The organism is Phocaeicola faecium, assembly GCF_014837055.1.
Lineage (GTDB): Bacteria > Bacteroidota > Bacteroidia > Bacteroidales > Bacteroidaceae > Phocaeicola > Phocaeicola gallinarum.
Genome location: NZ_JACSPQ010000010.1, coordinates 81,645 through 104,491 on the forward strand (window position 1 = coordinate 81,645; position 22,847 = coordinate 104,491).

At 45.1% G+C, this 22,847-nt stretch carries 18 protein-coding genes and 1 tRNA gene; 12 read left to right on the forward strand and 7 right to left on the reverse strand.

The features are described from left to right. Position 1: 1 nt before the first annotated feature. Genes H9626_RS09615 through H9626_RS09625 form a run of 3 tightly spaced genes read left to right on the forward strand, consistent with a single transcriptional unit; the run spans position 2 to position 3,409 of the window. Positions 2–2,452, forward strand: a complete 2,451-nt coding sequence (locus tag H9626_RS09615; protein ID WP_191710369.1) for an FAD-dependent oxidoreductase — start codon at positions 2–4, stop codon at positions 2,450–2,452. A gap of 4 nt (positions 2,453–2,456) precedes the next feature. Further along, complete coding sequence (locus H9626_RS09620; protein WP_178256101.1) at positions 2,457–2,825, forward strand: MarR family winged helix-turn-helix transcriptional regulator; 369 nt, start codon at positions 2,457–2,459, stop codon at positions 2,823–2,825. Next, a complete protein-coding gene (locus H9626_RS09625) occupies positions 2,825–3,409 on the forward strand; it encodes an epoxyqueuosine reductase QueH (protein ID WP_191710370.1) in 585 nt (194 codons plus the stop codon). The genes H9626_RS09620 and H9626_RS09625 overlap by 1 nt, the downstream gene beginning before the upstream one ends. A gap of 1 nt (position 3,410) precedes the next feature. On the opposite strand, the gene H9626_RS09630 is transcribed toward H9626_RS09625, so the two are convergent. Further along, on the reverse strand, positions 3,411–4,058 hold the full coding sequence (locus H9626_RS09630) for a hypothetical protein (RefSeq protein ID WP_191710414.1): 648 nt from the start codon (positions 4,056–4,058) through the stop codon (positions 3,411–3,413). A 148-nt stretch (positions 4,059–4,206) separates the two neighbouring features. Between H9626_RS09630 and H9626_RS09635 the strand changes: the two genes are divergently transcribed. The 4 genes from H9626_RS09635 (at position 4,207) to H9626_RS09650 (ending at position 7,099) form a co-directional block, all read left to right on the forward strand. Continuing rightward, complete coding sequence (locus tag H9626_RS09635; protein WP_178256099.1) at positions 4,207–4,761, forward strand: DUF4251 domain-containing protein; 555 nt, start codon at positions 4,207–4,209, stop codon at positions 4,759–4,761. Between the two features lie 24 nt (positions 4,762–4,785). After that, positions 4,786–5,418 carry a DUF4136 domain-containing protein gene (locus H9626_RS09640; protein ID WP_178256098.1) on the forward strand — a complete coding sequence of 211 codons (633 nt, stop codon included), beginning with the start codon at positions 4,786–4,788 and terminating at the stop codon, positions 5,416–5,418. Positions 5,419–5,435: 17 nt separating this feature from the next. Continuing rightward, positions 5,436–6,068, forward strand: coding sequence for an outer membrane beta-barrel protein (locus H9626_RS09645; protein ID WP_178256097.1), 633 nt, complete (start codon positions 5,436–5,438; stop codon positions 6,066–6,068). A gap of 374 nt (positions 6,069–6,442) precedes the next feature. Further along, entirely contained in the window at positions 6,443–7,099 is a 657-nt protein-coding gene (locus H9626_RS09650) for a DUF2490 domain-containing protein (protein ID WP_178256096.1), read from the forward strand. A 100-nt stretch (positions 7,100–7,199) separates the two neighbouring features. On the opposite strand, the gene H9626_RS09655 is transcribed toward H9626_RS09650, so the two are convergent. Continuing rightward, positions 7,200–8,774: an Rne/Rng family ribonuclease gene (locus H9626_RS09655; RefSeq protein WP_178256095.1), complete on the reverse strand. Its 1,575-nt coding sequence runs from the start codon at positions 8,772–8,774 to the stop codon at positions 7,200–7,202. 322 nt (positions 8,775–9,096) lie between these two features. Continuing rightward, entirely contained in the window at positions 9,097–9,372 is a 276-nt protein-coding gene (locus tag H9626_RS09660; RefSeq protein ID WP_191710371.1) for an HU family DNA-binding protein, read from the reverse strand. Between the two features lie 152 nt (positions 9,373–9,524). Between H9626_RS09660 and mutY the strand changes: the two genes are divergently transcribed. From mutY to H9626_RS09680, 4 genes are all read left to right on the forward strand, one after another. Further along, positions 9,525–10,580 carry an A/G-specific adenine glycosylase gene (mutY, locus tag H9626_RS09665; protein ID WP_191710372.1) on the forward strand — a complete coding sequence of 352 codons (1,056 nt, stop codon included), beginning with the start codon at positions 9,525–9,527 and terminating at the stop codon, positions 10,578–10,580. 11 nt (positions 10,581–10,591) lie between these two features. Next, complete coding sequence (locus H9626_RS09670; protein WP_191710373.1) at positions 10,592–11,020, forward strand: single-stranded DNA-binding protein; 429 nt, start codon at positions 10,592–10,594, stop codon at positions 11,018–11,020. Between the two features lie 73 nt (positions 11,021–11,093). Further along, on the forward strand, positions 11,094–12,446 hold the full coding sequence (gldE, locus tag H9626_RS09675) for a gliding motility-associated protein GldE (protein ID WP_178256240.1): 1,353 nt from the start codon (positions 11,094–11,096) through the stop codon (positions 12,444–12,446). Position 12,447: 1 nt separating this feature from the next. Continuing rightward, on the forward strand, positions 12,448–13,086 hold the full coding sequence (locus H9626_RS09680) for a 4'-phosphopantetheinyl transferase family protein (protein WP_191710374.1): 639 nt from the start codon (positions 12,448–12,450) through the stop codon (positions 13,084–13,086). A gap of 52 nt (positions 13,087–13,138) precedes the next feature. Here H9626_RS09680 and H9626_RS09685 read toward each other — a convergent pair. Beyond that, positions 13,139–13,213 (reverse strand) — tRNA-Glu (locus H9626_RS09685). A gap of 629 nt (positions 13,214–13,842) precedes the next feature. Further along, complete coding sequence (locus H9626_RS09690) at positions 13,843–17,811, reverse strand: hybrid sensor histidine kinase/response regulator transcription factor (protein ID WP_191710375.1); 3,969 nt, start codon at positions 17,809–17,811, stop codon at positions 13,843–13,845. Between the two features lie 344 nt (positions 17,812–18,155). On the opposite strand from H9626_RS09690, the gene H9626_RS09695 reads away from it, so the two are divergent. Continuing rightward, complete coding sequence (locus H9626_RS09695; RefSeq protein WP_191710376.1) at positions 18,156–20,594, forward strand: glycoside hydrolase family 127 protein; 2,439 nt, start codon at positions 18,156–18,158, stop codon at positions 20,592–20,594. A gap of 87 nt (positions 20,595–20,681) precedes the next feature. On the opposite strand, the gene H9626_RS09700 is transcribed toward H9626_RS09695, so the two are convergent. Both H9626_RS09700 and H9626_RS09705 read right to left on the reverse strand, forming a co-directional pair. Beyond that, the gene (locus tag H9626_RS09700) at positions 20,682–21,425 is read right to left on the reverse strand and encodes a TapB family protein (RefSeq protein WP_191710377.1); all 744 of its coding nucleotides are present in this window, start codon (positions 21,423–21,425) and stop codon (positions 20,682–20,684) included. A gap of 587 nt (positions 21,426–22,012) precedes the next feature. Next, positions 22,013–22,831: a putative phage abortive infection protein gene (locus H9626_RS09705; protein ID WP_191710378.1), complete on the reverse strand. Its 819-nt coding sequence runs from the start codon at positions 22,829–22,831 to the stop codon at positions 22,013–22,015. Between the last annotated feature and the right edge of the window lie 16 nt (positions 22,832–22,847).

Below are 22,847 nucleotides of genomic sequence, written 5' to 3' on the forward strand. Positions count from 1 at the left end.
TATGAAGTATGTCATCATTGGCGGAGTAGCCGGAGGAGCAACCGCAGCCGCCCGCATTCGTCGGAATACCGAGAAAGCAGAAATTGTGTTATTTGAACGAGGCGATTATATATCGTATGCTAATTGCGGACTGCCTTATTACATCGGCGGGGTAATTAAGGAGCGCGACCGCCTGTTTGTACAGACCCCGGAGGCTTTCGGGCTTCGGTTTAATATTGACGTGCGGGTACGTTCGGAAGTCACGGCTATTGATACAAAGAAAAAACAAGTCGCGGTACGTACATCAGACGGAAAGGTTTATACGGAAACTTACGATAAGCTATTGTTGTCTCCGGGAGCATCTCCCGTCCGTCCGCCGCTGCCGGGCATCGACAGCAAAGGAATTTTTACCCTGCGTAACGTTGGCGATACCGATAAGATTAAGCAATACATGCAGCAACATCCGGTAAAGCGTGCCATCATCGTAGGCGGCGGATTCATCGGGCTTGAGATGGCGGAAAACCTGCATCACGCCGGGGCCGAAGTAGCGATTGTGGAAATGGCGAATCAGGTAATGGGCCCCATCGACTATTCGATGGCTTCGCTCGTACACGGGCATCTGCTGCAAAAGGGAGTCCGTCTTTATTTGGGTCAGGCGGTAGAACGTTTTGACGAAAACGGTCAGGGCGTCCGTGTGGGACTGAAATCGGGAATCCGGCTCGATGCCGATTTGGTGATACTGTCTATCGGCGTGCGTGCCGAAACCCGGCTTGCCGTAGAAGCGGGGCTGAAGATAGGCGACATGAAGGGGATTTGGGTCAATGAGTTCCTGCAAACTTCCGATGAGTCGGTTTATGCCGTGGGCGATGCCATCGAGTTTCCTCATCCGATTACGGGCAAGCCGTGGCTGAATTTTCTGGCAGGGCCGGCAAACAGGCAGGCGCGCATCGTGGCAGACAACATCGTGTTCGGCAATCGGGTGAAATACGAAGGAGCCATCGGTACGTCGATTGCCAAAGTGTTCGATATGACCGTTGCGGCTACGGGACTTCCGGCAAAGCGTTTGAAACAGATGGATATCCCGTATCTTTCGGCAACCATCCATTCCGGTTCACATGCCGGTTACTATCCTGCTTCGTCGCAGATGGATATCAAGATAACTTTCTCGCCCACCGACGGCAAACTGTATGGTGCGCAAATCGTGGGGTATGACGGTGTGGATAAGCGTATCGATGAGTATGCGCTGACCATCAAGCAGAAAGGAACTGTTTACGACCTTATGGCACTGGAACATGCTTATGCTCCGCCCTTCTCGTCGGCGAAAGACCCCGTTGCCGTTTCAGGCTACGTTGCGGGCAATATCTTGAGTGGGAAAATGACTCCGCTCTATTGGCGTGAGCTGGCGGAAGCCGACTTAACAAAAGCCACTTTGGTAGATGTCCGTACGGCAGATGAATATGAATTGGGTTCTATTCCCGGTTCGGTAAATATTCCGCTTGATGAACTGAGACCCCGTATGAACGAAATTCCTGCCGATAAGCCCGTGTTCTTATATTGCGGTGTAGGATTGCGAGGGTATTTGGCATCCAATATCCTGAAAGAAAACGGCTATAAGGATGTAAGAAACCTCATAGGCGGAATCAAAACTTATCAGGCGGCAGTTACTCCCGTGCCGTTGCCCGACGCATGGGATGAGCCTTGCCGGTCGGACGAGTCAGCCTGTCGTAAAGAACATGACGCCGCGAAAGTAGTGCGGGTAGATGCTTGCGGAATCCAATGTCCGGGTCCGATAATGAAATTAAAGAAAGAAATGGAAGCGTTGCAGCCGGGCGAGCGGTTGGAAGTATTGGCTACCGATGCCGGTTTTCCGCGCGATGCCGAGGCTTGGTGCAAAAGCACAGGAAACCGTTTCCTCGCTTCCGACTCATCGGACGGTGCATTCCGGGTGACGATAGAGAAATCTCCGCTTCGCTGTACGCCTCCGGCAAGTTCATCCTGCGGTGAAGAAGGTAAAACTTTCATCTTGTTTAGCGATGATCTTGATAAAACTTTAGCTACTTTTGTGCTGGCTAACGGCGCGGCTGCCACCGGAAAGAAAGTAACCATCTTCTTCACGTTCTGGGGACTGAATGCGATAAAGAAAGCGATAAAGCCTCAAGTGAAGAAAGACCTTTTCGGTAAAATGTTTGGCTGGATGCTGCCGTCCGACTCCCGCAAGTTAAAGCTGTCGAAGATGAACATGGGAGGCATCGGAGCAAGGATGATGCGTTACGTGATGCAGCAGAAAGGGATTGACTCGTTGGAGTCACTGCGCAGTCAGGCGATAGAAAACGGTGTGGAGTTCATAGCCTGCCAGATGTCGATGGACGTAATGGGCATAGACAAGTCGGAACTGTTGGATAACGTGACGATTGGAGGTGTGGCTACCTACATGGAGCGTGCAGAGCAGTCAAAAGTTAATTTGTTTATATGATGACATGGAGAAAATAAAATGTATATGTGTAATGAGAGAGCTTTTCAAGGCTCTCTCATCGTTAGAGTCAGAGTTGGAGGCAAAATACGGAGTTTCTCTGAATGAAGCGATGGTATTGTGCAGCATAGGAAAAGAAACGGTAACGGCAGGAACCATTGGCGAACGTACCGGACTGATGGCTTCCCATACCTCGAAAGTAATCGGTAAAGTGGAAGAAAAAGGACTGCTGGTACGCTCGTTGGGCGAGAAAGACAAACGTCAGATGTATTTTACATTGACGGAAAAAGGCCATGCCTGTTTGCAGGAAGTAGCCGATAAAGGAGTAGATGTTCCGGAGGTGTTGCTGCCTTTTTTTAATGCTTATAAGGACTGATGAAGAAAAAGAAATTTGAATTGGAAGTTCCCGGAGGGGCAGACAAGGTATTGCTTCATACTTGCTGTGCACCCTGTTCATCGGCAATTATTGAATGTCTGATGCAACACAGGGTGCGTCCCACCATTTACTATTGTAATCCCAACATCTATCCGTTGGAAGAATATAACATACGTAAAGACGAGTGTACGCGCTATGCCCGCTCGTTGGGACTGGATATCGTAGATGCCGATTACGATCATGAAGCATGGCTCTGCGGCGTAAAGGGATTGGAAAGCGAGCCAGAAAGGGGAGGACGCTGCCTGAAATGTTTTAAGATGCGTCTGCTCGATACGGCGCGTTATGCCCATGAACACGGGTTTGCCGTCATAACAACAACCCTTGCTTCATCGCGCTGGAAGAGTCTGGAGCAGATAAACGAAGCCGGACGTTACGCCGTGGCTCAGTATCCCGATGTGGTTTGGTGGGAACAAAACTGGCGCAAGGGCGGACTGAGCGAACGCCGTATTGCCATTATCAAAGCATATAATTTTTATAATCAGCAATACTGCGGGTGCGAGTTCAGTATGCGCAAAGACGAGTAAACTATTTGTTCGGATTGGCTTCGATGGGCATCGTGTTGTCTTTGTATGCCGAGAAGCCTTTCACTTTAACCCGCTCTTTTTTCTCTTCTTCACCGATGGCAGCCGAACCCAGTTGGTTCATGTTGTCTTTGATGGCGTTATGCGTGTCGAAGAAATAATCCAGTAACATCTTCATGTGCTCCTCCAGTTCCCCCTCGTTGGGCGAAAAGAACGTATGGCAGCGCGAGTGTAGTCCGATGGTTTTCCCGTCTTCGTCCGACATGAATACGGTGGTAACCAATGAGTTTACATTAACCAGATTAATGATTTCCTTCAGGTAGGGCAGGGCTTCGTTATCGGCATTGATAGAACCCCACCACGGATTCCATATCATGATAAAGCGGTTTTCTTCTTCAGCCGCTATATAAAAATCATCTCCCTGATACTTAAACGTAATATGGCCTTCGGCGTTGATGTCAGGCTGGCATCCTATCTTTTTCAACACGCTGATAACCAAATCGCGCGTTGTAATGTCGTCCAGTTCGTCTTTTGTCATTCGCTCGATGTGCTCAAGCCGCTTTTGCCGTTCGCGCAGGAAGCGCATGGCAAATAAAATAACAGGCCACAAAGCCAATGCAATGACGGCGATTAAAAGGGTAATGTCACTGATGTTTGTCATAATACAGATACTTCTTATTGCCTTAAAGATAAGAAATAAATCAGTACGAATAACGTCTGTTATATTTTTTTATACAAAGTAGATGCATGAAATGTGAAATAGGTTTGTTTATAAAGTGTAACATCAAAAAAACAGACTTATGAAACGATTAGTATCAATGATGGTTTTGGCTCTCTTCGTAATGGTGGGCCATATCCAAGCACAGGAAGAAAGAGAACTGACACGTGAAGAGAAAAAAGCAATGCAGGAACACTTGGACAGTTTGTTATATGTTGAGGCTGAGCAGGCGATAAATCAAAAAGCGTTTACGCTGGAAGCCGATAAGGTAGTGTTTAAATATGGACAGACGGCTTACGTCTCTTCCAATACGAACTTTGTGGCGGTGAGTGGAGATGAGGCTGTGGTTCAGATAGCGTTTAACATCCCGGCTTCGGGCTTTAACGGATTGGGAGGCATAACGGTGGAAGGAAGCGTCTCAGGATATGAGATCCGTAAGGATAAAAAGGGTAATCTTTATGTATCCATGAACGTGATGGGTACGGGCATTTCGGCGCGCGTAGACATCAACGTTTTGAAAGGAAGCAATCAGGCTTCGGTAACGGTTACTCCGAACTTTAACTCCAACCGCTTGACCTTGAATGGGGTTGTATTGCCTACGGAAAGAAGCAATGTGTTTAAAGGACGTTCACTTTGATAAATTATTAAAGGAGATATGAGTATGAAAAAGATTTTATTGTTGGCAGGTATTGCACTTTTGGCAACGGCTTGCGAGAAAGATCCGGATATGGATAAAGTAGACGCAGATCTGGTGGTGTATACTGACCATGACGGAGACGCAGATTTTGGTTCTTATAAAACCTACTTCCTACCCGACAGCATCTTGGAAGCGGGAGGGTATAAGTCTTCTTATTGGAAAGATGAGAATGCACAGGCTATCATCGCCCAAGTGGAAGCCAATATGGAGGCGAGAGGATATACCCGCGAAACGGATGCTTCGAAGAAGGATGAGGTTGACTTGGGAGTACAGGTCTCTTACGTGGCGCAGACCAATTATGTTACCACCGGCTCTTATTACGGAGGCTGGTGGGACTGGGGATTCTGGGGCCCGTGGTGGGGCGGATGGTATTATCCTTTCACTATGACCTACTCTTATAACACCAATACGCTGGTGGTAGAGATGCTTGATTTGACCGGTAAGGGTACGGAAGGAGAACAAAAAGCAAACATCCCGGTAATATGGTATGCAAATGCTTCCGGTTTCCAATACTCCGGACGCTATAACCAATCGTTGTTGTTAAAAGCGGTCGATCAGGCTTTCGAGCAGTCGGCTTATGTACAGTCGGATAACTAATAAAGGAGGAATTACCTATGAAAAAGATAAATATGCTTTGGAAAAGAATGGCTTTGGCTTGTGTGATGTTTATGGGAGTTGCAGCCCAAAGTTTTGCACAGTGGGATGCCCGTAAAGTACACGTAACGATAGACTGGCAGATGAATGCTCCTTTCTCGACCGATTTTGCAGACAAAATAAGCGGTTGGGGTATGAATTTTGAAGGGACTTATCAGGTAGCTCCGCGTTGGGATGTGGGTGTGTTTGCAGCCTTCCATACCAACCATTATTACGTAGGACGCCAGACGTTGGATATATCTTCTACCGAGGCGATTACTACCGACCAGCAACGCTCGGCGTTTCAAGTTCCTTTCGGGGCGACAGCGGCTTATACGTTATGCAACGGAAAATATGTAAAGCCCTATATCGGTGCGAAAATGGGAGCCATGTTTGCGCGCAATACTACTTATTTCGGGGCAAGCGGACTTTATGATAAAGGCTGGGGATTTTACGTATCTCCGGAGTTGGGCTTGAAGATTTTCCCTACCGGAAAGCATTGGGGATTCCATGTTGCCGGATATTATAGTTATGGAACGAACAAGACGCGGACTTTGACGTGTGACATCGACGGACAAAACAATGCGGGTTTCCGTCTGGGTGTGATATTCTGATCGGGTTATGCACATAAAAAATCAGGCGATTATTTACATCCCGCCCGGTGTGTCAGACGGTCTGAAATTTCTACCCGAAAAGTCAGTCAACTCTTCGGGTAGAAACAGACAGTTTATCCCATAGGACACCTTAACGCTAACGGAAGCGTTTGGGGGTGTAAAAAGGCAAGCGTATTTTACCTATATTTGACGGTTGAACAATAGAATTCAACCAATATTGGAAGCAAAGGCTGTTTCGGGCAATGACTTGAAGCAGCCTTTATTGTTTTCTATTAGTTGGATATCCCGACAAATGAATATATATTTGTCAGGAGGAAGTTTCCGGTTGGGCTGAACCGGGTGTGGAGCTGTATCGACATTAATGGATTGACGCTATGGAAAATAAGAAAAGCTACGTTGGCTGTTGGATATTGATGCTGTTCATGTTGGCGGCAGGCAAAGTCTGTGCGCAGGCAGACGAGTTTGCCACATGGAGTATGGTGAGACTTAATCATCAGCTTCGGAATGACTTAAGACTGTCGGGTGCCGTGGAGTTTCGTTCGAAAGATGATTTGAAGATGGCAGACCGCTGGGGAGGAGAAATCGGTTTGATGTACACCGTATTGTCATGGCTGAAGGTGGAAGGAGTGTACGAGGTTCATTATCGCAACTTGGGTGAAGACAAAGGGTGGAAATTCCGTCATCGCTATAACTTGGGAGCGCAGGGAACGGTAGGTTGTGGAAACTTTAAGGTCTCTTTGCGCGAACGCTTCCAGCAAACCTTTTCCGGAGGCGAAGTGGAAAACCGTTTGCGTTCTCGCCTGAAAATAAGTTATGCGCTTGACAAGCCGAAACTGAGCCTTTATTTTGCTCCTGAACTGTATCAACCGATAGGCGACCGTGCTTTTTTCCGGGTAGCCCGGATGCGCTATCGTCCGGGAGTGGAAATAACATGTTCGAAACGTTGTGCGCTGGATGTGTTCTATTGTCGCCAGTATGAGTCGGACAACTCAAGAAACATATTTGGAGTGGAGGTAAAGGTGGCGTTGTAATAAAACAATGAAAAAACACGGATTCTGCCGTGGTGTAAGTGCGGAGACAAGCCCTGCTACCATCGTCGGAATCCGTGTTTATGTGTGTTGGAAGATATATTTATTTGATTTCAAATTCCTCTTTCATATCCAGCTCTTCTCCGTTCATGTCGTAGAATTTATATTGTAAGAAAGCCAAATTCTGATTGGGAATAATCTTGATACCGAATCCATACTTCATCTGCCATTTGCGTTTCAGTGACACCAGTCCCTGATTGACAAAAGCAGCTACATAAGGATGGATGTGTAAGGTAAATTTCTTCACTTTCAGTTTGTTAACCATATAGTCAATCTTACTTTCCAATGTATCTGTAAATAGGATAGACGGTTTGATTTTTCCTTTACCGAAGCAAGTAGGACAGTCTTCGTCGGTTGTGACATCCATAGCCGGACGCACACGTTGGCGTGTTATTTGCATCAGTCCGAACTTACTTAAGGGGAGTATGTTGTGTTTGGCCCGGTCTTTTTGCATGTTCTGACACATGCGTTCGTAAAGTTTCTGACGGTTTTCCGCGAGGTTCATGTCGATAAAATCCACAACAATGATTCCCCCCATGTCTCTCAGGCGCAGTTGACGTGCTAATTCGTCGGCAGCTCCCAAGTTGACATCGAGTGCGTTAGCCTCCTGCCCGTTGGCAGATTTAGAACGGTTGCCGCTGTTTACATCTACTACGTGAAGCGCTTCGGTATGTTCGATGATGAGGTACGCTCCACTCTTGTAAGAAACGGTTTTTCCGAACGATGATTTGATTTGTTTGGTAATACCGAAATTGTCGAAAATAGGAAGTTGCCCCGTGTAGCGTTTTACGATGCCCACCCGTTCGGGTGCAATGAGCGCTACATAATCTCTTACTTCATTGTAAACGTTTTCTTCGTTTACATAAATATTTTCGTACGAAGGATTAAACAAGTCGCGTAACATAGCAACCGTGCGGCTTGTTTCTTCGTATACCAAAGTAGGCATTTTGGTTGCCTTTTGTGCTTTGGTAATGGTTTCTTCCCAATGTCTCAGCAATACTTTCAGTTCGGCATCCAGTTCGGCTACTCGTTTTCCTTCGGCTACGGTACGTACGATGATTCCAAAGTTTTTGGGTTTGATACTTTGTAATAACTGTTTGAGGCGTGCCCGTTCTGCGCTTGATTTGATTTTCTGCGAAACAGAAACCTTATCGTTAAACGGGATAAGTACCAGATAGCGTCCGGCAAATGAGAGTTCGCACGTCAGGCGCGGTCCTTTTGTCGATATAGGTTCTTTTACGATTTGTACGATTACTTCCTGCCCTTGCTTAAGAACGTTTGATATGGTGCCGTCTTTTTCTATGTCGGGCATGATGGAAGCCTTCGCGATAGGTTGTAACTTCTTACGGTCGCTGATGACCTGTTTCAGATACTTTTGGTAAGAATGAAATTGTGGTCCTAAATCTAAGTAGTGAAGAAAAGCGTCTTTTTCGAAGCCCACATCCACGAAGCAGGCATTAAGTCCGGGCATAAGTTTTTTAACCCTTCCCAAGTACATGTTCCCTACGGTGAAAGAAAGATTTCGTTCTTCTTTTTGAAATTCTACCAAGTTCTTATCTTCCATAAGTGCGATAGATATTTCTTTGGGCTGTACGTCTACTACCAATTCGCTTGTCACTTGATTACTTAGTTTGTTTAGGTTGTTAAATGATAAAAATTCACCACAGGTTACTCAGATTTGGAAAATCAGTCGTTCGCGATAATCCGGTAATCTATGGTGTAAAAATCCCAATACACAAAGAACAAACCTGAAAGACTATTGAGAAGCGCTTTGCAAGTTTGTTCTTTATTGAAGTCAGACAGACTAACAATTATTTTTTGCTTTTATGTCTGTTCTTTCTTAGTCTTTTTTTACGTTTGTGAGTGGACATTTTATGTCTTTTTCTTTTCTTTCCGCTTGGCATAGCTTCAAAATTTTATAGGGTTAATACTTAAGTTAATTATTTTTTTACTGAAAGAGTAAACGTTTTTGCCGGTTTAAAAGCCGGGATATTGTGTTCCGGGATGATGATTGTGGTATTTTTGGAGATATTACGTGCGGTTTTCTGCGCTCTCTTTTTCACGATAAAACTACCGAAACCACGAAGATATACGTTTTCGTCGTTTGAAAGAGATTCTTTCACCGATTCCATAAATGCTTCCAATGTGGTTAGCACCGTTTGTTTGTCAATCCCTGTGTTTTTAGCAATTTCGTTTACGATATCTGCTTTAGTCATTTCGCTAAATAATTATTGTTATACGTTATCTTAATTTTTTGGTCTGCAAATATATAGCTTTTCTCGTTCTTTAGAAAATATATTGCAAACATTTTTTCGAGAAAGTATTTCCGGCATTTTAAAAACATCTATTTTTGCAGAAATGTTTTGAAATGGGTGAATTTGCTGATAAACTGATAGATTGGTACGATGAGCATAAACGCGATTTACCGTGGCGGAGAGTGAAAGACCCGTATCGGATATGGATTTCTGAAATCATTCTTCAGCAGACGAGGGTTGCTCAGGGGTATGATTATTATTGCCGTTTTATAGAGCGTTTTCCGGATGTGGATACATTGGCAGATGCACACGAAGACGAGGTGATGAAATATTGGCAGGGATTGGGATATTACTCGCGGGCAAGAAACCTGCATGAGGCGGCAAAGTCGATTGTGAAGCAGGGAGGATTCCCCACCACATACGCCGGAGTGCGCAGCCTGAAAGGGGTAGGCGATTACACGGCGGCGGCTGTTTGCTCGTTTGCTTACGATATGCCTTGTGCGGCGGTCGACGGGAATGTGTATCGGGTATTGGCAAGGTACTTGGGGGTTGACGAACCGATTGATACCGCAAAAGGCAAAAAGCTCTTTGCGGCTTTGGCTGAAGAGTTGCTCGACAAGCATCGGCCTGCGCTTTATAATCAGGCGATAATGGATTTCGGAGCTTTGCAGTGTGTACCTGTTGCTCCGCAGTGTGCCGACTGCCCGTTGGTCGACAGTTGTGTGGCGTTTCGGCAGGGAAAAATCAACATGCTGCCGTGTAAGCAGCACCGGACGAAAGTTACTGCACGTTATTTTGTTTATTTATATGTACGCGCGGGGGAATATACTTTTATTCGCAGGCGTGGAGCGGGTGATATCTGGCAGAATTTATACGAGGTTCCTTTGATAGAGACCGCAGGTGAAATAAGTGAAGAAGCACTGTTGGCGTTGCCCGAATTTGCTGATTTGTTTGCCGGATGCCAGCCCGAAAGTGTAAGGCTGTTAAGGAAGAAAGAAAAACATGTGCTATCCCACCGTGTGATTTATGCCGATTTTTATGAAATCATTTTGAAAGATGACATTCGGGTTTTATCCGACTACCGGTGTGTGAGTGAAACCGATTTGTACAAATTTCCGATGTCGCGTTTGTTATCTCGTTTTTTTTCTTTATTTTTGACACCTGATTAAAAGTTTGATTCATGTCATTGAATAAAGTACAATTAATAGGAAATGTAGGGAAAGACCCTGAAGTAAGATATTTGGATAATCATGTGGCTGTGGCTACTTTTCCGTTGGCTACTACCGAAAAAGGATATACGCTGGCTAACGGGACGCAAGTGCCCGAACGTACGGAGTGGCACAACATCGTGCTGTGGCGCGGCTTGGCGGAAGTGGCGGAAAAGTATGTACATAAAGGCGATAAACTTTATATAGAGGGAAAAATCCGCTCGCGCTCTTACGACGACCAAAACGGAATTAAACGTTACGTGGTAGAAATATTTGGCGATAACATGGAAATGCTCTCTTCGCGCCCGGCTCAGGCTGGAACTACTCCGCCTGCTCAACCGGTGCAAACGCCTCAGGCATCTCCGCAGCCCAATAGTGCGGCAGACGATTTGCCGTTTTAACCGGAAGATGAAGAGCGCGCACTTGTTTCCGCCGTTCTTCATCGGATTTATTGTTTAACTAAATTTTTATTCATTGGACCCTGATTCGTATTTATCCTGCGTGGCCTCTTTGGGTCACGGCATTGTTGTAGCCACTCCCTCCGTCGGAGCTGTTGTGGCGTTGGTGTTATCTTTGTTGCTGCTTTGTATTTCTGGCTTTGTTTCTGCTTCAGAAATAGCTTTCTTTTCGCTTTCTCCTTCCGATTTGAATGATGTAGAAGAAGAAAATCATCCTGCCGATAAGCGTGTAAAGGCGTTGTTGACCAATTCAGACCGGTTAGAAGCAACCATCGTCTTGTCGAATAATTTTGTGAATGTGGCAATAATCATGCTGCTTAACTATTTCTTTGTCAGTGTGGTTGATTTCGGCGAAATGCGTGTCCTCGGTTTTGTATCTGTCACGGTTATCCTTGTCTTTTTGCTTTTGGTCTTTGGCGAAATCATGCCTCGCATCTATTCCGCGCAACATGCTTTGCGCTTTTGCAGGAAGTGGGCTGCTGTGATGAGCGTGTTATGTTCGCTGTTCCGCCCGTTGTCTAATTTGCTGGCACATTCATCATTGGTTGCCAATAAATTCTCCCAACGGAAGAAAACAAACCTGTCTGTCGACGAGCTTTCACAGGCTTTGGAGTTGACCGATAAAAACGAAATCTCTGAAGAAAGTAACATGTTAGAGGGGATTATCCGTTTTGGTGAAGAAACGGCTAAGGAGGTGATGACTTCGCGGCTCGACATGGTAGACTTGGATATTGAAACTCCGTTTTCTAAAGTCTTGCGTTGCATTGTCGATAATGCTTATTCGCGCATACCCGTTTACGAAGACACACGCGATAACATCAAGGGGATTCTTTACATCAAAGACCTTTTGCCTTACCTCGATAAAGACGACACGTTCCGCTGGCAAAAGTTGATTCGTCCGGCATTTTTCGTACCCGAAACCAAGATGATTGACGACCTGCTGCGCGATTTCCAAGCCAACAAGATACACATTGCGATTGTGGTCGATGAGTTTGGCGGAACGTCGGGCATTGTAACGATGGAAGATATCATCGAGGAAATCGTAGGAGAGATTAATGACGAGTACGACGAAGAAGAGTCTACTTACGTCAAAATAGCCGACGATACTTATATATTCGAAGCCAAGACCTTGCTTTCCGATTTTTACAAGATACTGAAAGTAGATGCCGATGTTTTCGAAGAAGCGGCAGGCGATGCCGATACCGTGGCAGGACTGCTGTTGGAGTTGAAAGGCGAGTTCCCCGCCCTGCATGAGGTTATTAACTTCCGTAATTACCGTTTCGAGGTGCTCGAAATGAATGCGCGCCGCATTCTGAAAGTAAAAGTAACGGTATGTTCCGGAGAGCCGGAGGATAAAAAAGAAGAATAAGATGCCGCTGCTGAAGAAATGGACCGACAGGGGAGCGACGTGGGGCATCTGGCAGGTGACGGAGAGCTTCGACGAGCTGGCGGATTCGTTTTGCGATGCCGGAGCATGGCGTGCGGAAATGATGGCGTTAGGCTCACCCGTGCGCCGCATGGAGCGGACTGCTGTCCGGGTGTTGTTGCGCGAACTGACGGGCAGCGAGCTGACCATCAGCCATCACCCGTCGGGAAAACCTTACGTAGAAGGTGCATCTTTTCTGATAAGTGTCTCGCATACAAAGGGGTATGTCGCCATAGGCATACATCCCACCCGCGAGCCGGGAATCGACATTGAGCAATACGGCGAGCGGGTAAACCGCGTGGCTTCGCGCTTTATGCACCCCACGGAACTGTCTGCCTGCGAGGGAGCGGACCATTCCACGCGCCTTTACATGCTTTTACTCCATTGGTCGGCAAAAGAAACCCTTTATAAGATAATCGGTTGCGAGGAAGTCGATTTTTCGGAACATTTGCGTATCCACGCTTTCCGTTTGCAGCAGTCGGGCACGTTTGCGGCAGAAGAATATCGTACGGAACACCCGCAACGTTTCACGGTGCATTACCTTACCCATCCCGACTTTGTATGTACGTGGGCTTTAAAATAGCAAACCCGCATAAAAATTATGAAAACAAATTTTTATGCGGGTTCATTTTGCTTGGTAGCCCGTGGGGGAATCGAACCCCCCTTTCAAGAATGAAAATCTTGCGTCCTAACCGATAGACGAACGGGCCATCCTAAGCTCGTGATGAGGCATTTCTCAAACACGGGTGCAAAGGTACGCATTATTTTCGGATTTGCAAATTTTACTGCACATTTTTTACATCTTTCCGTACAAAAAAGTTCCAAAAGCCTATTTTCCGGTCTGTTTTGCATCCTTAAAAATTCTACCCTATATGTTATGTAACGCATCCGTATGCGTTGGTCTGCACATGCGGATGCGTTAGCTAACATATACGGATGCGTTTTTGGGAGGCTTGATGATTATGATAAAAGTATGGGTAAGGTTACGAGTAATAACAGTGGGAAAGATCCTAATGAGGATATTTCGTATTGGGCATGGAAAGATACAGGTGAGACGACTCGTTATCGATTTTTTCAATTACAAAATGGGAATCAATGGATTGGGTATAACGAAGTTTGGGTTTCTAACAGAAACCATTCTTAATCGAATAAAAATAGCAAAAACGCACCGATTCTCTTGTGGGAAGTCGGTGCGTTTCTGTTATTAGTGAATGTCGCATTTCATCGAATAATTCGTAGGGGCGTATTGCATACGCCTGAAATCATCCACGCGGATAAGCCAGCGTGTTCAGGTATGCGATACGCCCCTGCATCAATGTCGGACATTCGTCTTGTTTTATTAGCTTTCTGCCTTTTCTTTATGGCTCTCAATGAATTTCCCCGGCGTCATGCCGAATTGTTTTTGGAAGCACTTGCTGAAGTACGATGGGTTATTAAAACCTACCATGTAGCTTACCTCGCTGATGTGGTATTTGTTTTCCAACAAGAGCGAAGCCGCCTTCTTCAGCCGGATTAACTGAATCATCTCGTTGGGCGTCAGGTTTGCCAATCCTTTAATTTTGGCAAAGAGCGCCGAACGGCTGATATACAGTTGCTCGGCAAGGAAGTCGATCGACAGGTTGGGGCTGTCGAGGTTTTCCTCTATCAACTGGTTCATGCGGGTGAGGAACTTTTCATCCTCTTGGTTTCGGGCAATGGAACTGATAGGTACGGTAGGCATCGACGAGAACTTCTTGCGTAGCTGCATACGCAGGTCGAGCAGGTTCTTGATACACGCCTCAAGGTATTGCAGTGAGAACGGTTTTTCGATGTATGCGTCTGCTCCGCAATTCATACCCTCGGTTTTCGAAGCATTATCGGTTTTCGCCGTCAGCAGGATAAAGGGAATGTGGTTGCTGAGCTGGTCGTTTCGCACGGCTTTACAGAACTCTACTCCGTCCATGTTCGGCATCATCCAGTCGCTTACGATAAGCGATACCTCTTGCTCCTTCAGCCGTTCCAAAGCCTCAACACCATCGTTCGCAGTTATAATGGTGTAGTTCGGTTGCAGGCTGTCGGAGAGGAACCGTATCATGTCTTCATTGTCTTCTGCTATCAGTATGACAGGTAATTTCCGGTTCGATTGTCCCGCCGACTGTTCGGGCAGTATGTCTTCCGGCAGATTACTGCTATCCGTTTGTTCCGAATCATTCAGTTCGGCATTCTTTTGCCTTACGGGAAGAATGACACGGAACGAAGACCCCTTGTCGGTTTCCGATTTCACCTCAATCCGTCCGTGATGCGCTTCCACAATACCTTTTACGATGCTTAACCCGATACCCGTTCCCGGCTTGTTGTCGGCAGCTTGGTAGAAAGGCTGGAAAATGAGTTTCAACTCTTCCGGCTTCATGCCCCGTCCGTCATCGTTAACGCTGATAGAAAACGTTTGCTGTCCGGGTTGCGTTTCAAACAAGATGTCTATCCGGCTGTGCGTATACTTGTTGGCATTGGTCAGCAAGTTGCTCAGCACTTTGGTTACAGCTTCGCGGTCGATGTCGGCACGGAAGTTGTCGTCAGGATAAGTCACTGTAAAAGTCACACCGTGTTGCTCCATCGAGGGACGGAAACGTTCGCATACCGCCTCCATGATGTCTTTGATGTTTTGCGACACAAAGCGCATTTTCATTTCGTTTTGTTCCACTTTGCGGAAGTCGAGCAACTGATTCACCAAGAACAATAACCGCTGACTGTTGCGGTCGATGATGTCAAGGTCTTTTCGCACTTCGGCAGACAGGTTGGGCGTAGACTGCATGACCTTTTCCAGCGGACCAATGATGAGCGAAACGGGTGTACGTATCTCGTGGGCTATCATCGTAAAGAACTTGATTTTAGCTTCGTGCATTTCTTTTTCTTTCCGGATGTTCAGTTCATCGATGGCTTTGGCATGTTTTTTATCGCTGCGCCGCACGATGTATCGGATAAACAGCCCCAGCGCGAGGAAGGATAACAGGAAGTACGCCACCTTAAAAGGCAGTGAGAGGTAGAACGGAGGATGTATCACGATGCGTATCGAAGTGCCTTCCTCATTCCACACATTGTCATTGTTTGCCGCCCTTACCCGGAAGCGGTAAGTCCCCGCAGGCAGGTTGGTATACGTCGTGCTGTTTTGCGAGCCTACGAAGTTCCAGTCTTTGTCAAACCCTTCCAGCTTATAAGCATACTGGTTTTTTTGAGGCGTACAGTAACTCAAAGCCGCATACTTCAGCGTAATAACATTGTCTTTATACGAGAGATGGATTTCGTTCAAGCGGTCGAGCGAAGCAGGCAGTATACCTCCCTTTTCCGGCTTGATGGCGTGATTGAATATCTCCAGTCCGGTTAAAACAACAGCAGGCGGCTGGGTGTTTTGTTTCAATTTTCCGGGTGTAAACCGGTTGAACCCGTTTATGCTGCCCACATAGATGTCGCCGTTTCTTGCTTTCAAAGCCGAAGCCGAAATAAACGCTTCGCTTTGCAGTCCGTCGCTCCGGGTAAAAACTTGCTTTGTACCTTCTCCGGGAACGTATTTTACCAGCCCTTTAGCAGTAGTCAGCCACAACGCACCTTCTTCCTCTACCATTGCGTTAATATATTCGTTCGGAATGTTTAATAACTGTCGGGAAAAATAGTCTTTGCTCGGTTGATACAGGTACAATCCTTCGGCAGTAGCCACCCACAGTCTGCTTTTCCTGTCTATGTGTAAATGATTGATGGTAGGATTGTCAAATCCCTCTTTGGTTCCATATTGTTCCCATTTGCTGGTTTCAGGCTGGTAGCGGAATAGACCGTGTCCTTGTGTTGCTATCCATAAATACCCTTGCGGGTCTTCGGCTATTTCGATAACCATCGAACCGATGTTTTTTACGCAAACAAAACTGTCTTTCTCACGGTCGTATCGGCAAAGTTTTTCCAGCGAACCTGCCCAAATTCTTTTCCGGCTGTCTTTGAATATGGTATATATGCTGACGCTTTCGTTTCCGTCATAGCTCCTGATAGCCCCCGTTTTCAGGTTTAACACACGCACAGGCTTCGTATATGTTCCTATCCAAAGCTCATCACCGTCAAGGCATAAGCCGTGAACATTGTCCTTGTCAAACGCTGCCCTTCCCCGGAAATCCTCAAACTTGCGAGCAGCAGGCGAGAAGCAGCTTAGTCCGCCATCGTCCGAAGCAATCCATATTTTCCCGTTTTTATCTTCGCAAAAACGACTGATGACTTTCCCTTGAAAAAGCGGATTATCGTCTGACAGTGAATATCCTTCAAACTGTCCGCTGTAAGGGGGCAAATAGTTGATTCCGTTATAAAATGTTCCTAACCACACCCCTCCTTCGCGGTCTTTTAAGATGGGGTAAATAAATTTGCCGGATAAAGCCGAAGTATCTTCTCCGTAGTAAGGATAAAATGTGCTTTCTTCGGTGGTAAGGTTAAAGACAGTCAGTCCGTCGTCTGAACCGATGAATAAGATGTCAGGGGTATAAGACGCTATCGAATGAATATGAAACGCTCCTTTTCCGTTTTGAGGTGGGATGTAGCGAGTGGTTCTTCCGCTTTCCCGATCGATTTTCCAAAGTCCCTGCTTCCACGTCCCTGCCCAAAGGTTTCCCGTCGGGTCCTCCCATAACGCCATAGCATAAAAGTCGCCGTCGTCAGCGCCATGTAAAGGAAAAGCCTCAAATTGGTTTGTCTGGCTGTTTAATTTGTATAAACCTTTCCGGCTCGAAGCCCACAGAATCCCTTTTTGATCACAAAGAAAGCGAAGAACAACACTGTCATTCTTCGGAAAAGCATAATGAGTGAGTTGTTCCGACTGTGTATCGTAGCAGAATACGCCTTGCCCACGTGATGCAATCCAAACACGATTGTTTCTATCGCAGATGATATGGTCTATCCATGCATGTATGCTGATGCTGTCTGCTGTTTCTTTCCGGAATGTTGTGATTTCGTTTTTCTTCTGGTTGTAAATATAAACCCCATAATCGGTGCCAAACCAAAGTTCGTCTGCATTCACTTCACATAAGTTTTGGATTAAGTTGGTTTGCAGTTCCGGATAATACGGGTTCCCTTTTTGGATATATGTAAATGTAGTTCCGTCAAAACAGTTCAGTCCTCCGTCTGTAGCCATCCAGATATATCCTTTTTGGTCTTGCAGAATATCGGATACGGTGTTCGATGACAGACCATTTTCTATATTATAATGCCTGAACTGAAATTGATTGGGAAGAACAGTTCCTGTTGTTGCAAGGAGATTCAGCCAAATAATCAGCAAACAGATAAATAATCTTGTTACCATAATATTAGTTTAAAAAGAAAGTTTGCGTATTGTGTGTTGGAAAGCGGGCGCAAGTTACAAAAATATTTATTCCTTGCTTAAATTTTATTCAAAAATTTCTGAAAGGGCAAAGCCGGACGGAAAAATGTCGGATATGTCTTTTGGGGCATATTATGCGGTTTTTTTGCTGGTAAAATCATCCAAAACGATAATAAAAAAGTCCAATACCGCCCTCAGAAGCCTTGTAGGGCAGGTGCAGTTGTCAATAATTCCGACTATTTTCTTACAAGTATGGACTATCTTTTTATTGTTTGGATAGGTTTCCGCTTAAATTTGCGATAGTGGAAATCAAAAAAAATTATAATATGAAAAACAATCTATTAATTTTGTTAGGTGGGCTTATGGTAATGGGAACTGCTTCTTGCAGCAAACCGACTTATACGCAGCCGGATGCTCCGATAGAAGAAGTACCGTTTACGCAAGTGCATATCAACGACCACTTCTGGTCGCCACGCATTGAGATTAACCGTACGGTGTCTATTCCTTCGGCATTCAAAGAATGTGAGAAAAATGGTCGCTTCGATAACTTTGCCATTGCCGGAGGACTGAAAAAAGGCGAACATCGGGGAGACTTTTCTTTCGATGATACCGACCCTTATAAGGTTATAGAAGGCGCATCCTACTCGCTTGCCGTAAAGTATGATGCAAAGCTGGACCACTATTTAGACAGTGTGATTACGATTATCGCCTCAGCCCAAGAGCCCGACGGCTATCTTACCACGTGTGTAACGAATAAGTGTTATCGGCTGTCAGGCTGGTGGGGACGCTCCAAATGGGAGAAGATAAACAGCCACGAACTATATAACAGCGGGCATTTGTATGAAGCTGCCGTAGCCCATTTCCGAGCTACGGGAAAGCGTTCGCTGCTCGATGTTGCCATAAAGAATGCCGATTTGGTTTGCAAGGTGTTTGGTCCTAACGAAGGTCAGAAGCATGTGCCGTCGGGACATCCCATCGTTGAAATGGCGCTCTGTAAGCTGTATAAAGTAACGGGTGATAAGAAATACCTCGACATGGCGAAATATTTTGTAGAAGAAACCGGGCGTGGAACCGACGGACACAAACTGAGCGAATACAGTCAAGACCATAAACCCATTCTGCAACAAGATGAAATAGTAGGCCATGCCGTACGTGCCGGATACCTGTATTCGGGCGTGGCAGATGTAGCTGCCTTGACAAACGATACGGCATATTTCCATGCGCTGACCCGCTTGTGGGATAATCTTGTAAGCAAAAAGTTGTATATCACCGGCGGAATGGGTTCACGTGCGCAGGGTGAGGGATTCGGACCTAACTACGAACTCCAGAACCACACGGCGTATTGTGAGACCTGTGCTTCCATAGCCAACGTGTATTGGAATTATCGCATGTTTCTCGCTACGGGCGAATCCAAATATATAGATGTATTGGAACGTGCATTGTATAATGGCGTCATATCCGGCGTATCGCTAAGCGGCGACAAGTTCTTTTACGATAATCCACTGGAGTCGATGGGTGAGCATGAACGCCAGCGCTGGTTCGGCTGTGCCTGCTGTCCGGGAAACGTGACCCGCTTCATGGCTTCTGTTCCTAACTATGCGTATGCCACTCAGCAGAACGATATCTATGTAAATCTTTACATACAGGGTACTGCCGAAATGCAGACAGCCGATAACAAGGTGACATTGGAACAAACCACCAATTACCCGTGGGACGGAAAGATTGCCATCAAGGTTACTCCTGAAAAAGAAGGTAAGTTTGCTATTCGCTTACGTATCCCCGGATGGTTGCAGAATGCGCCGGTAGCTTCCGACCTCTATGCCTATACCGATAGTCCGAAAGCATATACATTGAAGGTTAACGGTTCTTCGGCAAATGCTGCCGAAGGCGACGGTTACGAAACCATAGAACGTACGTGGAAAGCGGGCGACGTAATCGAACTGACCTTACCGATGGAAGTGCGTCGCATCAAGGCTAACGACGCGGTAGAAGTAGACCGTGGCATGTTGGCACTCGAACGCGGACCGATAATGTTCTGCCTCGAAGGAAAAGACCAGCCCGACAGTACGGTGTTCAATAAGTTCATTACTCCTGATACGAAGATAGAGGCAGCTTTCGATGCCGATTTGCTGAACGGCGTAATGGTATTGAGCGGAGCGGCAAAAGAAGTAGAGCGAGACGGGACGGTGAAAGACGTAACGTTTAAGGCTATTCCGTATTCTACATGGAATAACCGCGGTGCCGACCAGATGGAAGTATGGATTCCCGAAGCAAAAGAATATGCTACGCCGACTCCTGAACCTACCATCGCTTCGAAAGCCAAGACGTTTACCATTCAGGCTCCCATCCAGAAAGATGCTCCCGAATCGGCATCCATTATCTCGTATGCATGGGGAGTAAATGACCAATGGGAACCCAAACGCTCATCCGACACATCGAAACCCTATCATTACTGGTGGCTGAAAGAAGGAACGGAAGAAACACTCGCATACGAGTTTGATAAACCTTATACTGTATCAAACGTGCAGGTGTATTGGCTGGATTTCGACCACTACGATGGTAATTTCCGTGTTCCGCAAAGCTGGAAACTCTATTACAAGGCTGGTAATACATGGAAGGAAGTAGAGGCACAAAATGAGTACGGGGTGAAGAAAGATTGTTATAACAGCCTCGACTTCAAACCCGTTACAACAACGGGCTTAAAAATTGCCGCTCAGTTACAGAAAGGGGAATCGGGCGGTATCATTGAATGGAAAGTAAACTGACAGGAAGTTAAGTAAACTAATTAAGAATGAAATGTCCGCGCTCAGCTCTTTGAGTGCGGGCATTTTTTCGTATGTGATTAGCGGTTGCTATTTATCGGCAGCAACAAGCAGGCGGGTTTGCGTCAATTCTTTCTTTTTGTTTGCTATTTCTTCTTTTACCAATCCTATGCCTTGTGCGTACCATTGGGTGATGTATTGAGTTTGCGGAAGGTAAAGAACGTTTGCCTTGATTTTGTAAGAAACCTTCAAGCAGTCGAATGTTCCGGCGGGTACTGTCACTTTTTCAAAACCTTCATATTTCCCGTTGCTTAAATCGAAAGACACTTTCATGTAGTCCATCTTGAGCGAGTACCGTCCGTCGGGAATTTTTTCCCCTTTGGCAGCATCGGCTTTTAGCGGAATGGCGATGGCTCCTTTTTGATGTTCGGCGTTGGCTAACTGCTCATCAAAATCCTTGTTGCTTTTCGTTGCGCTGTTTTGATAACTGTCTAATTCCTTTTTTAAGTTCTTCATGGTTTCCACGCCCCATTTCTCATCAATAAGGATGCGGTTTGTCACCCCGTTCGGTTCATAGACAAATTTCACCGTATTATATCCTTCATAAAAACTTTTTTGTTTTTGGGCAGCAGGGTTACACAGCGTTTGCTCTACCCATGTATAATCTCCTTTGCGGTTAACGTTTGAAACAGTAACCGTATCAATGCGGGTTTCATTTGTTTCGCGGTTCGAGTTGACATACACTAAAGTCGCATTTTTGTTTAGGTTGCAAAACTGGGCTTTTCCCATCAAGGGGAAGAACGAAATAGCCAGAACGTAAAAAATCTTTTTCATAAATAGTAAGATTGAAGTGTCGAGGCAAAAATAAGGGAAATAAATTAAAAAAAAAAATATTATAATTACTTTTTTGTTAATTAAATAACCGTTTCAAGCATAGAATACTCTATTGCGTGAAACGGTTATTCTTCTTTTTTCTTTAAAGCAGAGCCGGATTTATCTGCTTGATTTACATATATTTCTTATTCCTCTATATAGAGGCAATATTTCTATGGGATGAACGCCCCTGTTCTACCGCATGAATTACCTCTTTCTATGGGCAAGGTTTAAGTGTTCTACCGCAAATGTTTTGAAGGGGTAAATGATGGGCTTTTTAGGGGTGTGGGTTGTTTTTTCTTTTTTAGTTAATATTGTTATAATATTGGTAATTGAATATACATGTTTTGTCAAATAGCTTGTAGGGGCGTATCGCATACGCACTGATGTGCGGGCGTATTTTGTGGGTGTTTTCGGGCGTATGCGATACGCCCCTACATGATTGTATGAAGTAACCCCATTATGTCTATGGGATGAATTTGTGTGTTCTACCGCATGAATTTTTAAGGGTGCATGATACTATCTTTGACAAGATTGTTCCTTTTCTTTTATATATCTTTGATATTTTCTTTTTTTATAAATTTACACATGGTTTCGGAATCATTGGTGTCTTTATACATTCTATATATTAAACCTCTGTAGTAGTTCTTACTCTCACATAATTCTTTAAAGAAATCATATTTTTTTAGTTTGTCGGCATATTTTTTTACTTTTTCATTTGTAGCGTGCTCATCATAATGAGCTATCTGATTAATAAGATAACAGAATAATTCATCGTTATTCATTTGAGCTTGGATAAGTTGTATATATTTCTTTTTTGTGTAGTTATCTAAAACCTTTTTTTCTTGATCTGTAACAGTGGTTACTTCATGGTATATGTATTTAAAAAAGTTTTTGAAATCAACGGAAACTTCATTTTTAATAACCTTTTCATTGAAATGTTTCCAAAACTCCAAAACAGTTTGATTGCCTTTTTGAGCAAATTCTTCTTTACATCTTGTAAAAACATTTTTTTCACACCAAAAACTATTACTATGACTTATAACTCTTGCACGAAGTGTATTGTGTTGTGCAAATATTTGAGTAAATGTAGCATCGAATGAAGCCCTACGTGATGCATTGACTTGTCCTCTGAAAGCTTTGTATGCTAAATATATTGAAATTAAAGCACAAATAGCGGCACCCCAAGTAGCAATACTGCCTGCCAAAGTAGCAATGCTGCCTACCCAAGTAGCATGGCAGGTTGATATATCAGTTGAGAGAGTTAACCAATCAATAATAGGACATGTTGAGCAACAAATAAAGTGGATTAACCAACCAATAATAAAAATAAGCCAATCAATGCAAAGGATATTAGTTATTATCATATTTGTAAAAGTTTAA